The organism is Mesorhizobium sp. STM 4661 (assembly GCF_000359125.1).
In the GTDB taxonomy this organism is placed as follows: domain Bacteria; phylum Pseudomonadota; class Alphaproteobacteria; order Rhizobiales; family Rhizobiaceae; genus Mesorhizobium.
In genome coordinates, this window is the sequence record NZ_CAAF010000019.1 from 19,302 (window position 1) to 35,147 (window position 15,846).

Here is a 15,846-nt window from a genome sequence, read left to right on the forward strand (position 1 = left end):
TGCGAGCAAGGTCGGCATGAACGACGTCCTCAAGAAATCCGTTCCGGAAGGGGCCGCTGCCGAAAGCGCCACGGTCGGCGAGTCGGCGGCCGGCGCGATCCTGACCATCGACCTTGGTGCCATCCGCGAGAACTACCGGCGGCTGAAGGCGCGGCTGGGTGGCGCTCGCTGCGCAGGGGTCGTCAAGGCCGATGGCTACGGCCTCGGCGCCGGGCAAGTGGCAGCGGCGCTGGCCAAGGAAGGCTGCGACATATTCTTTGTCGCGCTGCTGTCCGAAGGCGCCCTGCTGCGCAAGGCGCTCGGTTGGCGTCCCGCGATCTATGTGTTGAACGGCATCGCGCCCGGCGCGGAAGGGGAAGCGGAGGCGGCCGGGCTCACCGCCGTCATCAACAGTGTGGAGCAACTGGCGGCCTGGCACGCGGCGGCCCGCCGTGCCGGCCGGAAATTGCCCGCGGCGATCCAGGTCGACAGCGGCATGTCGCGGCTCGGCATGGCGGCGGCGGAAGTGGAGGCCGTCGCCGGGGATTTGCAGGCTTTCGACGGTATCGACGTGACCTTGGTGATGAGCCATCTGGCTTGCGCCGATGAGCCCGCGTATCCGGCCAATGAGCAGCAGCGGCTGGAATTCGAGCGGCTGCGCAAAATGCTGCCGAAGGCGCCGGCTTCGCTCGCCAACTCATCCGGGATCTTTCTTGGACCGCGCTTTCACTATGACCTCGCCCGTCCGGGTGCGGCACTCTACGGCATCAATCCGACACCGGCCGAGCCGAACCCGATGCTGCCGGTGGTGCGGCTTGAAGCAAGGATCATCCAGACGCGAAATCTCCATAGCGGAACCGGCGTCGGCTACGGCCACGCATTTCACGTCACCGAACCGATGGCCGCCGCGACGATCTCGCTCGGCTATGGCGATGGCTGGCATCGGCGCGCCGCGGCGGCGGCGTTCCTCGATGGCGTGCGCCTGCCTTTCCTGGGCCGGGTCTCGATGGATTCGATCATCCTCGACATTTCCGCGCTGCCGCCCGGCAGGCTGAAGGCCGGCGACCTCGTCCAACTGATCGGGCCATCGCAGACTGTGGACCAGGCGGCCGGCCATGCCGGCACGATCGGCTATGAAATCCTGACCAGCCTCGGCCATCGCTTCCACCGGCGCTACGTGAATCGATAGCGGCACTTGGCGGGCGCCGCGAAATCCGGCAGACAGGCAATGATGGCCCGGCCCTGACAAAAAATCGTTGCGGAGAGTTATGCGATGAAGATCCTCGTGCTGGGCGGTGGCGTGATCGGGGTCACAACTGCCTATTTTCTGGCCGAGGCCGGCCATCAGGTGACGGTGATCGACCGCCAGAAAGGTCCGGCGCTCGAAACCAGCTTCGCCAATGCCGGCGAGATCTCGCCGGGCTACGCCTCGCCATGGGCCGGGCCCGGCGTTCCGCTGAAGGCGGTCAAGTGGCTCTTGATGAAACATGGCCCACTGGTGGTGCGGCCGACGCTCGACCCGTATATGTGGATATGGCTGGTCAAGATGCTGCGCAACTGCACCACCGAGCGCTATGCGGTGAACAAGGCGCGCATGGTGCCGCTGGCGGAGTACAGCCGCGATACGCTGAAGGCGCTGCGCGAGGCGACCGGTATCGCCTATGACGAGCGCGCCAAGGGAACGCTGCAACTGTTCCGCACGCAACAGCAGCTCGACGGCACATCAGGCGATGTCGGGGTCCTGAAGAGCTATGGCGTTCCCTACGAGATCCTCGATCCAGACGGCTGTATCGCGGCCGAGCCGGGGCTGGCCGGGGTGCGCGAAAAATTTGTCGGCGGCCTGCGGCTGCCGGGCGACGAGACCGGCGACTGCAAGATGTTCACCGACCGCCTGGCCGAGCTCTGCGTGGCGCGCGGCGTTACCTTCGAATACGATGTGTCAATCAGGCGCATCATCAGGAACCGCAACCGCATCGCCAACATCAACACAAGCAAGGGCTGGAGAGCCGCCGATGCCTATGTGATGGCGATGGGCAGCTATTCGGCTAGGTTCATGCGCCAGCTGAAACGGCCGATCCCGGTCTATCCGGTCAAAGGTTATTCGATCACCGTGCCGATCAAGGATGCCGCCGCCGCACCGGTGTCGACGGTGATGGACGAAACCTACAAGGTGGCGATCACCAGGCTCGGCGACCGTATCCGGGTCGGCGGCACGGCGGAGATTTCCGGCTTCGACCTCGGGCTGCATGAATCGCGGCGCCGCACGCTCGAACACTCGGTCGGCGATCTTTTTCCAGGCAGCGGCGACATGCGCGCGGCAAGTTTCTGGTGCGGGCTGCGGCCGATGACACCCGACGGGCCGCCGCTGATCGGCCGCACCGAATTCTCCAATCTCTATCTCAACACCGGCCACGGCACGCTCGGCTGGACCATGGCCTGTGGTTCGGCCAAAGTGCTGGCCGACATCATCTCCAGCCGCGTGCCCGACATCAACGTGCGCGATCTGGGGCCGGAACGGTATCTGAAGTAGAGCTGGAGGGACAGCACCCCCCTCTGTCCTGCCGGTCCGGCAGGACAGAGGGGGGTGTGAAGGATCGCTGCAGAACGGCGTTTCCTCTGCGCCGCTGATGTTCAAAACGCTTCCTTCACCCAGCCCTCCGAGAACAGCAGCCGGTAGGCCCACGGTACCGTTACATTGGTGGCGACCGGGTTCGAATGGGCGACGTAGTCGTAATAGATCGGCTTCATCCTGGCGTAGAAGGCGGGGTCGAGCACCATCATGCCGTTCTCCGAGTCGTGGAAGAAGCTGCGGTTGTCGAGGTTGACCGACGAGATCGTCACCAGCCTTTGATCGATCATCATGATCTTGGAATGCAGCACGACATCCGGCGCCTTGAATTCGCGGATGTCGATGCGGTCGCCATATTTCTCGACGAACAGCTTGTTGAGCGCGGTGAGGAATTTGCCGCCAATGTCGCCCTTGAGGTCGATGCGGCCGATAATGTCGATCTTGACGCCGCGCGCCAGCGCCCGGTCGAAGGCCTGGGCTAGGTTCGGCGTCAGATTGAGATAGGGATTGACGATCTCGATATGGTTTTGGGCCGTGTCGATCAGTTCGACAAAATAGCTCTCCAGCGCGTCGCCGTCGGCATAGGGCACGGAGATGAAATGCCGCGCCGTGCCAGGCGGACGCCGGCCATCCGAACGGACCGGGATGGAGAAGGGCCGCGAAATGTTGGTATCGGCGTCGCGCAGCCACAGCGTCGAAAGATGCGCGGCGAGCGTCTCGACGGTGGGCCGGTCCGATATCTCGATGTCGAAGTCGCTCCAGTTCGAATAGTAGTTCAGCGACAGCCCGTCGGTCCTGCCGTACTGCTGGAGATCGGGATAGCGCGACAGGTCGACCGGCTTGTGGAACAGGAAGCCGTCATGGATGTTGCGGCCGCCGATGATGACGCGCGAGCGGCCGGGATCCTCGGCCAGCGTGGCCAGCATCTTGACGTGGTGGGTCTTGTGCAGCTGTGACAGCTGTTCGTCGATCGGCGCGCCATGGTCGGCTCGCCAGCGGTATTCCTGCAATTCGACATTGGGAAACTCGGCGGCCAGCCGGTGCAGCATGGCGTCGTCCTTGGCGCGCTCCAGCACATCGGTCACCATGATGCGCACCTTGGTGCCCAGCGCGGCATGGTGGCGGATCAGCCGCTCGATGATGCGGCCGGAAAAGTCCGCCTTGAACTCCAGCGACGACAGGTAGATCAGCTTGAGTTTTGGCGCTCGGGAGAAATCGAGCGGCAGTTCGGGATCGCCCTTGTCGAACGCGCTGTCGGGCAGCGGGGCGCCCATCATCGCTTCGACCTTGGCATTGAAGCCGTCGCGCGACTTGCGCAGCAGGCGCGGCTGCCCGAGCGTCAGCGTACAGGTCTGCGACAGCCAGCGGCTGGCGTAGAAGGCGCGTTCGAGCGCATCGAGGCCGGCCGGATCGGGAACAGGACAGCGCTCATAGCGGCTGTCCAGGGCGGTGAGCGCCGGATCGGCGACCTCTTCGCGCAGGATGGTGAGCGGCGCGCCAGCCGGGGCAAGGCTCGAGCTGATATCGAGATCGCAGCGGTTCAGGGCCTCGCTTGGAAACAGGCTGGTGTCGTTGCTCGCCAGGCGGATGCGAAACGCCGTGCCTGCCGGAAAGCTGCGTACGCTGCCGGCCTGCCGGATCGCCAGCGTGCCGTCGCAGGCGCCGCGGATGTCGACCGGTTCTCTGCCCGCCTGGCGCAGCACGATCTCGACCGAACGCGCCTGCAGGCCGGAAAAGCTGAATGTCTTCGACCCGGACGGCCGCGCCGCTGCGTCTATATAAAGCGTCTGCCGCGACACCCGCCAGCGTCCGTCGAAATGGCCTTCGCTTTTTTTCCCATTCGACGGCGCCACCTGTCCCGCGGCGACCGGTTTGGCCAATCGTTCCAGCGTCCGGTAGGTCGCCTGGAAGTCGCTGTTGGCGATGTCGTGACGGTCATGCCCGAAAGGGCCGGTGCCGTTCGCCCGGTCCATGGCGCCGAGCTGGTGGTGGGCGAGCAGCGCCAGGAAACGCTTCTCGTAGTCGCCACCCGCATCGCCGAAAAACTGCGCCGCCGCGACCTTTGCACCCGATGTCGTGGCCGACAGCGAGGGGCGAGCGCAGGCGCTTTCGCCGGGAAGGACATCGCAGCTGCCAACGGGGCGCCCCGCGCAGCCAGCAAGGATGGCGAGCGCCAGTCCGAGCAGCGCTATTGATCCGGCACGTCGCCGGCTCACCCGGTCGCTCCGTTCATCGCCTTCAGCTGGGCGGGATCGCGCGGCGGCATGAACCCTTGCGGGAAGACCTTGCAGACGGGAAGCGCGAAGGTGGCGATCAAAAGCTCTGCCTGCCTGCGCATCTTTCGTGGCGCCGTCTTTTCGTCGCGGATCGCTTTCGCCGAGGCGACCAGCGCGCCGTCGCAGTCGCAATGGTTGCGGCGGGCGATGTAGCAGGCATCATGGGCCTGGCAGGCGGTGTCGAGGCGGTCGACAGGCCGGGCCGAGAGGTCGCCGGTGCGGGTGCCGGGCCCGCAATAATTGCCGAAGACGAAAGGCGAGGGACGCGCCATCGCATAACGGACCGGTTTGGGCAGTTCCGTTTCCGGCACCTTCGTCCATGGGTTGGCGCAGGCGGAAAGCGCCAGCAGGAGGATTGCAAGAACGGCTCGCATGTCTACCCGCGCCAGCTTTCCGAAAAATGCCCTGTCCGGCGCGGCGGCACAACAAGGCGTCGGCAACAGCGCATCGCCACACTCGCCGACTTTATGGCGAGGAAAAGGCACGGTTGCCTTTGATGCATGTCGTTGTCCCAAAACCGGTTCCCACTTTTGGGCGACATGCCTCACGCGAACAATCCCCGTTCCTTTTCCACCGCCTTGTTGATGAAGCCCGCGACGATCTGCACGCGGCGCAGCGGCCTCACCGATTCGTGATAGACCAGCCAGTAGGCACGGCGGATGGGCGCGACGATGTCGACTGGCACCAGTTCCGGCATCGAACGGGCGACGAAAGTGTGGAGGATGCCGATGCCGGCGCCCGAACGCACCGCTTCGGCCTGGCCGAGCGCGGAGGAAATGGCGAAGCTGGTGCGCCAGTCGGCGCTGAACTCGGCGGCATAGTCGAGCGAGGGGCTGACGATGAGGTCCGGCACATAGCCGATCAGGCTGTGTCGGCCGAGCTCGGCGGGCGTCTGGGGCAGGCCATGCGCCTCGGCATAGGCCCGCGACGCGAACAGGCCGAGCGTATAGTCGACCAGCTTTCCGGCCACCAGCCTGCCTTCCGTCGGCCGCTCGACGGTGATGGCGATGTCGGCTTCGCGCCTGGACAGCGAGAAGGAGCGTGGCACCGGCACCAGCTGGATGGTGAGCTCGCGGTGCAGGGCCGTCAGCGCGCCGAGACGCCCGGCCAGGAAAGCGACGCCGAAACCGTCCGGCGCGCCGATGCGCACGGTGCCCGAGACGTCGTCGCCTTCGCCGGCAACCGTGGAGCGCGCGGCAATCATGTCGCCCTCCATGCGCTCGGCGATATCGAGGAAGCGTTCGCCGGCCGGCGTCAGCTCGCTGCCGGTGGTGAGCCGGCGAAAGAGTTTCGTCCGGAGCGCATCCTCGAGCGCGGCGATGCGGCGCGAGACGGTGGCGTGGTTGAGCTCCAGCCGCCTCGCCGCGCCAAGGATCTGGCCGGCGCGCGCCACGGCGAGAAAGATGCGGACGTCATCCCAGTTCATGGCTGATGTCCGCAATTCTAGAGTAGAGCGCCGCGTTCCCGCCCACCCCCCTCTGTCCTGCCGGACATCTCCCCCGCAAGGGGGGAGATCGGATGTCGCCGCCGTTTTCGCCAATCGCCAACGCTGCAGAGAAGGCGCCATCAGCGAAGCTGCCGATCTCCCCCCTTGCGGGGGAGATGTCCGGCAGGACAGAGGGGGGTGTGACGAAGCTCAACCTTGAGAGTTCCTGTGACGACAAGCGGACCTCCCATTTGCGAGAATTGATGCTCCTCCGTCAATCGTTATCTATTTTCCGCACAACGGTTGCGTTCTGGCTCGCGTTGCCATCAGCCACGCAAAGGCGGACAATGCCTCATCACAAATCCAGGGAGAGAAACCATGATCGAGTACGGTCATTTCATTGGCGGCAAGCGTGTCGCCGGGACCAGCGGCCGCAAGCAGGATGTCATGCAGCCGATGGACGGCACGGTGCGCGGCACGGTGGCGCTGGCTTCGCGGGCGGAGCTGCGCGCGGCGGTGGAAAACGCCAAGGCGGCGCAGCCCGGCTGGGCGGCGACCAACCCGCAGCGGCGCGTGCGCGTGCTGATGAAGTTCCTCGAACTGGTCGCCAGGGACTATGACGAACTGGCCGACATACTGGCGCGCGAGCACGGCAAGACCATCGCCGACGCCAAGGGCGACATCCAGCGCGGTCTCGAAGTGGTCGAGGTCTGCATCGGCGCGCCGCACATGATGAAGGGCGAATTCACCGACGGCGCCGGCCCCGGCATCGACGTCTACTCGATGCGCCAGCCGCTCGGCGTCGTTGCCGGCATCACGCCGTTCAATTTCCCGGCGATGATCCCGCTGTGGAAGATCGCGCCGGCGATCGCCTGCGGCAACGCCTTCATCCTGAAGCCTTCCGAGCGTGATCCCGGCGTGCCGATGCGCATCGCCGAACTGTTCATCGAGGCCGGCCTGCCCGCCGGCATTCTCAACGTCGTCAACGGCGACAAGGAGTCAGTTGATGCCATTCTCGACGATCCCGATATCAAGGCCATCGGCTTCGTCGGCTCGACGCCTATCGCCCACTACATCTATTCGCGCGGCACAGCCTCGGGCAAGCGCGTGCAGTGCTTCGGCGGCGCCAAGAACCACATGATCATCATGCCCGACGCCGACATGGACCAGACCGTCGACGCGCTGATCGGTGCCGGCTACGGTTCGGCGGGCGAGCGCTGCATGGCGATCTCGGTGGCCGTCCCGGTCGGCAACGACACCGCCAACCGGCTGATGGAAAAGCTGATCCCCCGCGTCGAAAGCCTGAAGGTCGGTCCTTCGACGGATTCGTCCGCCGATTTCGGTCCGCTGGTGGCGGCGCAGGCGCTGGAGCGGGTCAAGGGCTATGTCGACACCGGCGTCAAGGAAGGCGCCAAGCTGGTGGTCGACGGTCGCGGCTTCTCGATGCAGGGCTACGAGAAGGGCTATTACATGGGCGGCTGCCTGTTCGACAACGTCACCGCCGACATGCGCATCTACAAGGAAGAGATCTTCGGGCCGGTGCTCTCGGTGGTGCGCGCGCCGACCTATGAGAACGCGATCAAGCTCGCCAACGACCACGAGATGGGCAATGGTGTCGCCATCTTCACCCGCGATGGTGACGCGGCGCGCGACTTCGCCTCGCGGGTCCAGGTCGGCATGGTCGGCGTCAACGTGCCGATCCCGGTGCCGATCGCCTATTACACGTTCGGCGGCTGGAAGGGGTCTTCCTTCGGCGACCTCAATCAGCATGGTCCGGACGCGTTCCGCTTCTACACCAAGACCAAGACGGTGACCTCGCGCTGGCCGTCCGGCGTCAAGGACGGTGCCGAGTTCGTCATCCCGACGATGAACTGAGGCGGGACGAGCTAGCCGGACGGAATCCAATTTGCGTCCTCGCCACGAGGCGATAGCGGGCGCACGGGCAGGCGTGAAGGATGGTGCTATTGAACAGTAGGAAGGGCGTGGCGTTTGCCGCGCGCTTCTTTCGTTGCGTTCGGATATCGCTTGTCCCATCGGTTGAATATGATACACTAAGGGTATCCTAAATTCAAAAAAGGATGCCCGTCATGACAAAGTATGCTCCGATCTCTGATTTTCTGCAGAGGCAGGCTCTGGACGAGTTAAGTCTGGATTTTGAGAAGATTGAAGAAATTTTGGGCGCGTCACTTCCCCGAAGCGCCTACGACTATCAGGCTTGGTGGGCGAACGACCTCAGTCATAGCCAAGGCAAGTCATGGCTCGACGCCGGATGGAAGACGGAAAACCTGAACCTGACCCGTCGCAGCGTGACGTTCACGCGCGTTTCCGAGTCGACGCAGATAGTGCTGGCAACTCCGCCAACGGCCCCGCTCTCCCTTGATCCATGGGGCGCGCTGGCAGGTACTGTGACTGTTCATGACGAAAATGCCCTGACATCTCCGGTTGACGAAATGTGGGACGCCGAAGCCGGTGACGCATGAACTCCATACCATTGCTACTCGATACGTGTGCGGTGATCTGGTTGTTCAACAGGTCGCCGCTCACCGAGGGCTCGCGGACGGCCATTTCGGAAGCCGCCACGGCAGGCCAGCTCCATGTTTCGCCGTTTTCCGGCTGGGAAATCGGAATGCTGGTCCGCAAGAGAAAGATCGCTCTTACCATGCCGCCGGCGCTGTGGTTCTCCAAAGTCGTGGATCATCCCGCAATTACATTGGCGAGCTTGCATCACGGGATCCTGATCGAGTCCTCCTTCCTTCCCGCCGACCCTCCCGGCGATCCCGCCGACCGGATTGTCGTGGCGACAGCTCGCCAGTTCGGCTTGACGATTGTTACACGTGACAAGCCTATTCTCGACTACGCGGAGCTAGGCCACGTTGCCGCTCTTGGCTGCTGAATGTTCACCAGCTATCGCGTGGCAGCGCCCTCGGCATGGCCGCGCGGGCTGTGGTCTCATTCTTTCGATGACAATTCCGAAACGAAGTTGCTGGCACCCGCTTGGGCGCTTGGGCGCCCGCTTGCGCTTTTTTGTTGCCGATACCATATATGGAACATAGTGGGAACATCTGGAATCGCTCCCACTGATGGCAGACCGGAATACGGAAAGGAACGACGCGATGATGACGTCGGAACCGGCCTGGATCGCTCCGGCAAAATGAGGCCGTCAAGTACCTATCTCTTTGGCGCCTCCCTTGCCGGAACGTGATGGCAAAGGAGGTGCCCTATGGCACGCAAATCGCTGTTAGGATGGGTGAAAACCCTGGCTCTTGCCGGCGCATTGGCGGTGGGTACGAATGCCGCAAGCGCCCAATATCAATTCTGCGTCGAGCATGGCGACCTTGTCGCCCATTTGAGCGAGAAGTACCAAGAAAGACAGTTTGCTTTCGGGCTGATCGGCCAGGTGGCGATCATGGAAATCTTTGTCGCAGAGACGGGAAGCTGGACCATCGCCGTCACCGATGTCGCCGGCAGGAGCTGCATCGTCGCTGCCGGCGACAGTTGGCAAAGCGTGGTGGCCCCAGTCGGTCATGACGCATGACGGTCTGAACGCGTGAGCGAATGTGGCGGATGGTCATGCGCCGATCTCCAGCCGCGTGATCCGGTCATTGGCCAGCGTGAAGTGGTAGTGGAGCGTTGCCGGGCTGCCCGGGAAATTTCCCGAGACGATGCCGGCGATCCGCCACGCATCGCCATTGACCGTCGCGTCGGCGACTTCGACTGTTACCCGGTATTTGGTTGTCGTTGCTTCCATCCAACCGCGGATGGTGGCCGAACCCTGATGGGTTTCGCCTTCATCCCGAACCGTGGCGTCCGATGAGAAGGGGATAAGCATTCCGTCAACGTCGTGGCGGTTCTTGGCTGCAAAATAATCCGCCAGCGGCTGAGGGAGTTTTACGGTCATGGTTTCGTCTCCGGTTCCTGTTCCTGCCGTCGGCTTGAGGTCCGCGGCGCTTGTCCGGCCTCTAAAATGAGGTATGCTGATAAAATGACAAGAACATACGAAAAAGTTAGGTACTTACCTGAAAGTAAGGGTGAACCGTTGACGCCATTGTCCGCGGCGAGCGGCGTGGAAAATGTGCTTCGCATCCTCGAAGGCCGTTGGAAGCTGGTGATCCTGTTCCATCTGTTTGGCGGCAAGGTGCTGCGCTTTTCCGATCTCGAACGGGCGATCCCGGCGATCTCGCAGAAGATGCTGATCCAGCAGCTCAGGCAGATGGAGGCCGACGGGATCGTGCGCCGCATCGTGCACCACCAGGTACCGCCGAAGGTCGAGTACTGTCTGACCGACTGGGGCCAGGCGTTGTGCCCGGCGCTCGACGCCTTGCTGAAATGGGCGGCGCGGAAGGAGCCAGCCGAAGGCTCGCTCGGGCCGTAAATTACCTAGTGGCGGCGGCCTCGGCGTGGCCGCGCAGCAGCGCCATCAGCCGCTTGGCGTCCTTGGCGGCGGTCTCCTCGTCGCCGGCGAGGATCGAGCGGATCAGCGCGACATGGTGCTCGGCCGATTCGGCCAGCCCGGTGTCGGCCTTGTAGCGGAACCAGAAACGGCGGCTGTGGGTCTGCAAGGGCGCCGCCAGCCGGGCGGCGAAGGGGTTATCTGCGGCCAGCGCAAGTGCTTCGTCGAGCGCCTTGTCGGCCTGGATGAAGGCCAGCACATTGCCCGATATCACCGCCCTCTGCATGGCCAGCGCGGCGTCGTGAAACAAGTCGGCGGCCTCGCGGGTAACGAAGCGAGCGGCCGAGCGGGCAAGCACCACCTCGACCCCGCGCCGAGCATCGAGGACGCGCAGCCAGTCGCCGGGATGAAGCGGGGCAATCGCGATGCCGGCCCGCGGGCGTACATCGAGCAGGCCTTCCCAGGCCAGCCGCTGGATCGCCTCGCGCACCGGCGTGCGGCCGAGCCCGAGCCTGTCGATCAGCGCGCCCTCGGTCACGAAGCTTGCGGGCGCCAGCTCGAGCGTTACGATCATGTGCTCGAGCACACGGTAGGCTTTCGCCGCCGCCGGCTCGGAACTCGAATTCTCATATACCAATGCGCCGCCTCCTGATATATTTTTGATATATCATAAAAGATTCAACATTGACAGCCGCTCTCTCGGCAAATATACCACTGATATATCAGATGGAGCGACCGCTATGTGGACCGGAGTTTTTCCCGCCGTCACGACCAAATTCACCGAGGACGACCGCCTCGACCATGCCGAGATGGAGCGCTGCTATAGCTTGCAGATGGAGGCCGGCTGCGACGGCATCATCGTCTGCGGCTCGCTCGGCGAAGGCCCGATGCTGTCGCATGACGAAAAGATCGAGGTGCTGAAGACCGCACAGAAGGTCGCCGGCAAGAAGCCGGTCCTGCTGACGGTCAACGAAGCCGGCACCCGCGAGGCCGCAAGCATCGCGCGCCGTGCGGCGAAGGCAGGCGCCAACGGGCTGATGGTGGTGCCGAGCCCGATCTACCATACCAATCCGCAGGAGACGGTTGCCGCGCTGCGCGCCGTCGCCGAGGCCGGCGACCTGCCAGTCATGATCTATTCCAACCGGCTTGCCTATCGCGTCGACGTCACCGTCGACCAGATGGAGGAGCTGGCCTCGGACAAGCGCTTCGTCGCCATCAAGGAATCCTCCGACGACATCCGCCGTTCGACCGAGATCATCAACCGCTTCGGCGACCGCTACGGCCTGTTCACCGGCGTCGACAATCTGGCGTTCGAGGCGCTGTCGGTCGGTGCAATCGGCTGGGTGGCCGGGCTGGTCACCGCTTTCCCGCGCGAGACCGTCGCCATCTACCAGCTGATGAAGCAGGGCCGCCGCGAGGAGGCGCTGAGCATCTATCGCTGGTTCCGGCCGCTGCTCGACCTCGACGTCTCAACCTATCTGGTGCAGAACATCAAACTTGCCGAGGTTCTTGCGATCGATACCAACGACCGCGTGCGCATGCCGCGCCAGCCGCTATCGGGCGAGCGCCGCAAGGCGGTCGAGAAGATCGTCCGGGATGCGCTGGCGGTGAGGCCGAAGCTGCCGCAGTTCTGAGGAAGGGCAATGTCGCTGGCCACAAAGTGGAGCGAGTTGGAGGCCGACATGCGGCGAGGCGCGCGGCCATGAATGACGAAGCGACGCTCGACATCGCTGTCATCGGCGGTGGCATCATCGGCATTTGCGCGGCTGCCTATCTGGCCGAGGCGGGTCGAAACGTCACGATCTTCGATCGGACGGGCATTTGCGAGGAAACGAGTTCCGGCAATGCCTCGGCCTTTGCCTTTTCCGATGTCCTGCCGCTGGCCCACAAGGGCATGATCAGGCAATTGCCGAAATGGCTTGCCGACCCGCTCGGCCCGCTCAGCATCCCACCGGCCTATTTGCCGACGCTCATGCCCTGGCTGGTCCGCTTCTGGCGCGCCGGGCGCGGCGACCGCTACGAGACCAGCCTCGCGGCGCAGGCCGGGCTGATGCGGCTTACCGAGGTCGAATGGGCCGGGCTGATGGCGCGTTCGGGTACGACAGACATGCTGCGCGAGGACGGCTCGCTCGAACTTTACGAGAGCGAGGCCGAGTTCAGGGCGTCGCTGCCGGGCTGGATGGCCAGGCAGCGCTTCGGCATCGGCTTCAGCCATGTCGAAGGTGATGCCCTTGCCGCCTTGCAGTCCGGCCTGTCGCCGCGCTTCGTCAAGGGCACGTTCGTGCCGGGCTGGAAGACGGTTGCCGATCCGGAATCATTGGGCAAGGCAATCTGGGCCTATGCCGAAACCAAAGGCGCGCGTTTCGAAAGAGCGCGGATCGATCATATCGAAGCGGGCCAGGATGGCGCGACATTGACGCTGGCCGACGGCAGCGCGCGGCAGGCAAGGCATCTGGTCGTCGCTGCCGGGGCATGGTCGCATCTACTGGCGAGGCAGCTTGGCGACCGCATCCCACTGGAGACCGAGCGCGGCTACAACACGACGCTGCCGAAGAGCGCCTTCGATGTGAAGCGGATGCTGATCTTTTCCGGGCACGGCTTTGTCATCACGCCGCTCGAAGCGGGCTTGCGCGTCGGCGGCGCCGTCGAACTCGGCGGTATCGAGCGGCCGCCCAACTTTGCCCGAGCGAAGGCGCTGCTGCGCAAGGCGCAAAATTTCCTGCCGGGGCTCGATCCGGCCGGCGGCCGCGAATGGATGGGGTTCCGGCCGTCGCTGCCGGATTCGCTGCCGGTGATCGGCCGCGCCAGGCAGGCCGGCAATATCGTCTATGCCTTCGGCCACGGTCATCTCGGCCTGACCCAGGCGGCGGCTACCGGAAGGTTGATCCGCGAACTCGTTCTCGGGCAAAATCCGGCGCTTGATCTTTCGTCCTTCTCTCCGAACCGTTTCCGATAGGGTCCAGACATGGCGCGCCATACCTTCTTCTGCATCGACGGCCACACCTGCGGCAATCCTGTCCGGCTGGTCGCAGGCGGCGGCCCGCTGCTCGATGGCTCGACGATGATGGAGCGGCGGGCGCATTTCCTGGCCGAATATGACTGGATCCGCACCGGGCTGATGTTCGAGCCGCGCGGCCATGACGTGATGTCTGGGTCGATCCTCTATCCGCCGACGCGCGAGGATTGCGACATCGCCATCCTGTTCATCGAAACCTCGGGCTGCCTGCCAATGTGCGGTCACGGCACCATCGGCACGGTGACTTTTGCCGTCGAGCACGGGCTGATCAAGCCGAAAACGTCGGGCGTGCTGAGGCTCGACACGCCGGCAGGCCTGGTCATTGCCGAGTACAAGCGGGTCGGCGAGTATGTCGAAGAAGTGCGCATCACCAATGTGCCGTCCTTCCTCCATGCCGAAGGGCTGACGGTCGAATGCCCCGGGCTCGGCGAGATCAGCGTCGACGTCGCCTATGGCGGCAATTTCTACGCCATCGTCGAGCCACAGAAGAATTTTCGCGACATGGCCGACCATTCGGCGGGCGACTTCATCGCCTGGAGCCCGGTGGTGCGGCAACGGCTCAACGAGAAATATTCCTTCGTGCATCCCGACAACCCCGGCATCAACCGGCTGTCGCACATGCTGTGGACAGGTAAGCCAACCAACAGCCAGGCGCATTCCCGCAACGCGGTCTTCTACGGCGACAAGGCGATCGACCGCTCGCCTTGTGGCACCGGCACCTCGGCGCGGATGGCGCAGCTTCACGCCAAGGGCAAGCTCAGGGCCGGCGACGATTTCATCCATGAATCGATCATCGGCTCGCTGTTCAAGGGCAGGGTCGAGAAAGAGGTCGCGGTGGCGGGCAAGCCGGCGATCATTCCCTCGATCGGCGGCTGGGCGCGCATGACGGGATTGAACACGATCTTCATCGACGACCGCGACCCGTTCGCACACGGATTTGTCGTCAAATAAGGGGAATCCTGACCCAGGGGAAAGCAAGGAGATGTGAAAAGGATTGCACTCGCCGGCGCAACGATCCTTCTCATCAACTTATTTTGACGGCGATTTCTTCGAAACCAGGTGCATGATGCGGCCGAATCGTCAAAGACATTGCGTTATGCCAATGATAGGGTCCGCGATAGTCCAGAGGCTGGATTGGAAAAAACGGAACAATCCGATGGCGTGTCGGCAAAACACGCATGACGGTTGAAAAATCACGTTGCAATCCGGGCTCGAAACTTTACGACTAGGGGAAATACGAAAAGGAATGCGTCTGCATGGGCGACATTCCAGGGGAGCAACGACAGCATGCAGTATTTTGTCCAGCAGCTTATCAACGGGCTGACGCTGGGATCGATCTATGGGCTGATCGCGATCGGCTACACGATGGTCTACGGCATCATCGGCATGATCAATTTCGCCCATGGCGACATCTTCATGGTCGGCGCCTTCACCGCCCTCATCGTCTTCCTCATCCTCGGCGCGCTGTTCTATTCGGTGCCGGTGGTCATCGCACTCCTGGTCATGATGATCGTGGCGATGCTTTTGACCAGCCTGTACAACTGGACGATCGAGAAGGTGGCCTACCGGCCCTTGCGCGGCTCATTCCGGCTGGCGCCGCTGATCACCGCGATCGGCATGTCGATCGCGCTCTCCAATTTCGTCCAGGTGACGCAAGGGCCGCGCAACAAGCCGATCCCGCCGATGGTGTCCAAGGTCTACGACATCAACGGCATCAGCGTGTCGCTGAAACAGATCATCATCGTCGTCGTCACCGCACTGCTGCTGGCGCTGTTCTGGTACCTGGTCAACAAGACGTCGCTCGGTCGAGCGCAAAGAGCCTGCGAGCAGGACCGCAAGATGGCGGCGTTGCTCGGCGTCGACGTCGACCGCACCATCTCGATCACCTTCGTCATGGGTGCCGCCCTGGCCGCCGTCGCCGGCACGCTGTTCCTGATGTATTACGGCGTCATTGCCTTCTCCGACGGCTTCACGCCCGGCGTGAAGGCGTTCACCGCGGCGGTGCTCGGCGGCATCGGCTCGCTGCCCGGTGCCGTGCTCGGCGGGCTGATGATCGGCTTCATCGAGAGCATGTGGTCGGCCTATTTCTCGATCGACTACAAGGATGTCGCCGCCTTCTCCATCCTGGCGATCGTACTGATCTTCCTGCCTTCCGGCATTCTGGGCCGGCCAGAAGTCGAAAAGGTCTGA

The 15,846-nt window shown here is 63.6% G+C and carries 16 protein-coding genes; 11 read left to right on the forward strand and 5 right to left on the reverse strand.

Annotated features, from left to right (window positions below; translation table 11 throughout):
• Positions 1-16 precede the first annotated feature (16 nt).
• Both alr and MESS4_RS05650 read left to right on the forward strand, forming a co-directional pair.
• Positions 17-1,168, forward strand: a complete 1,152-nt coding sequence (alr, locus tag MESS4_RS05645; RefSeq protein ID WP_036240781.1) for an alanine racemase — start codon at positions 17-19, stop codon at positions 1,166-1,168.
• A gap of 84 nt (positions 1,169-1,252) precedes the next feature.
• Complete coding sequence (locus MESS4_RS05650) at positions 1,253-2,509, forward strand: D-amino acid dehydrogenase (protein ID WP_006327572.1); 1,257 nt, start codon at positions 1,253-1,255, stop codon at positions 2,507-2,509.
• A 101-nt stretch (positions 2,510-2,610) separates the two neighbouring features.
• On the opposite strand, the gene MESS4_RS05655 is transcribed toward MESS4_RS05650, so the two are convergent.
• From MESS4_RS05655 to MESS4_RS05665, 3 genes are all read right to left on the reverse strand, one after another.
• The gene (locus tag MESS4_RS05655; protein WP_006327575.1) at positions 2,611-4,764 is read right to left on the reverse strand and encodes a phosphatidylserine/phosphatidylglycerophosphate/cardiolipin synthase family protein; all 2,154 of its coding nucleotides are present in this window, start codon (positions 4,762-4,764) and stop codon (positions 2,611-2,613) included.
• A complete protein-coding gene (locus MESS4_RS05660; protein WP_006327577.1) occupies positions 4,761-5,198 on the reverse strand; it encodes a hypothetical protein in 438 nt (145 codons plus the stop codon). Before MESS4_RS05660 ends, MESS4_RS05655 begins: the two co-directional genes overlap by 4 nt.
• Before the next feature lie 170 nt (positions 5,199-5,368).
• Complete coding sequence (locus tag MESS4_RS05665) at positions 5,369-6,250, reverse strand: LysR family transcriptional regulator (protein WP_006327581.1); 882 nt, start codon at positions 6,248-6,250, stop codon at positions 5,369-5,371.
• Positions 6,251-6,628: 378 nt separating this feature from the next.
• On the opposite strand from MESS4_RS05665, the gene MESS4_RS05670 reads away from it, so the two are divergent.
• The 4 genes from MESS4_RS05670 (at position 6,629) to MESS4_RS05685 (ending at position 9,785) form a co-directional block, all read left to right on the forward strand.
• Positions 6,629-8,125 carry a CoA-acylating methylmalonate-semialdehyde dehydrogenase gene (locus tag MESS4_RS05670; protein WP_006327583.1) on the forward strand — a complete coding sequence of 499 codons (1,497 nt, stop codon included), beginning with the start codon at positions 6,629-6,631 and terminating at the stop codon, positions 8,123-8,125.
• A 212-nt stretch (positions 8,126-8,337) separates the two neighbouring features.
• A complete protein-coding gene (locus MESS4_RS05675) occupies positions 8,338-8,730 on the forward strand; it encodes a hypothetical protein (RefSeq protein WP_006327585.1) in 393 nt (130 codons plus the stop codon).
• Positions 8,727-9,143: a type II toxin-antitoxin system VapC family toxin gene (locus tag MESS4_RS05680; protein WP_006327586.1), complete on the forward strand. Its 417-nt coding sequence runs from the start codon at positions 8,727-8,729 to the stop codon at positions 9,141-9,143. Before MESS4_RS05675 ends, MESS4_RS05680 begins: the two co-directional genes overlap by 4 nt.
• Positions 9,144-9,470: 327 nt before the next feature.
• Positions 9,471-9,785, forward strand: a complete 315-nt coding sequence (locus MESS4_RS05685; protein ID WP_006327587.1) for a hypothetical protein — start codon at positions 9,471-9,473, stop codon at positions 9,783-9,785.
• A gap of 33 nt (positions 9,786-9,818) precedes the next feature.
• On the opposite strand, the gene MESS4_RS05690 is transcribed toward MESS4_RS05685, so the two are convergent.
• Entirely contained in the window at positions 9,819-10,148 is a 330-nt protein-coding gene (locus MESS4_RS05690; protein ID WP_006327588.1) for a nuclear transport factor 2 family protein, read from the reverse strand.
• Between the two features lie 84 nt (positions 10,149-10,232).
• Between MESS4_RS05690 and MESS4_RS05695 the strand changes: the two genes are divergently transcribed.
• Entirely contained in the window at positions 10,233-10,622 is a 390-nt protein-coding gene (locus MESS4_RS05695) for a winged helix-turn-helix transcriptional regulator (protein ID WP_085987808.1), read from the forward strand.
• A gap of 1 nt (position 10,623) precedes the next feature.
• Here the strand turns inward: MESS4_RS05695 and MESS4_RS05700 are convergent, their stop codons facing one another.
• Positions 10,624-11,277 carry a GntR family transcriptional regulator gene (locus MESS4_RS05700; RefSeq protein WP_006327590.1) on the reverse strand — a complete coding sequence of 218 codons (654 nt, stop codon included), beginning with the start codon at positions 11,275-11,277 and terminating at the stop codon, positions 10,624-10,626.
• Positions 11,278-11,380: 103 nt separating this feature from the next.
• Between MESS4_RS05700 and MESS4_RS05705 the strand changes: the two genes are divergently transcribed.
• The 4 genes from MESS4_RS05705 (at position 11,381) to MESS4_RS05720 (ending at position 15,846) form a co-directional block, all read left to right on the forward strand.
• A complete protein-coding gene (locus tag MESS4_RS05705) occupies positions 11,381-12,274 on the forward strand; it encodes a dihydrodipicolinate synthase family protein (protein WP_006327591.1) in 894 nt (297 codons plus the stop codon).
• 68 nt (positions 12,275-12,342) lie between these two features.
• Complete coding sequence (locus MESS4_RS05710) at positions 12,343-13,596, forward strand: FAD-binding oxidoreductase (protein WP_006327592.1); 1,254 nt, start codon at positions 12,343-12,345, stop codon at positions 13,594-13,596.
• A 9-nt stretch (positions 13,597-13,605) separates the two neighbouring features.
• Positions 13,606-14,607, forward strand: a complete 1,002-nt coding sequence (locus MESS4_RS05715) for a 4-hydroxyproline epimerase (protein WP_006327593.1) — start codon at positions 13,606-13,608, stop codon at positions 14,605-14,607.
• Between the two features lie 336 nt (positions 14,608-14,943).
• On the forward strand, positions 14,944-15,846 hold the full coding sequence (locus tag MESS4_RS05720; protein ID WP_006327594.1) for a branched-chain amino acid ABC transporter permease: 903 nt from the start codon (positions 14,944-14,946) through the stop codon (positions 15,844-15,846).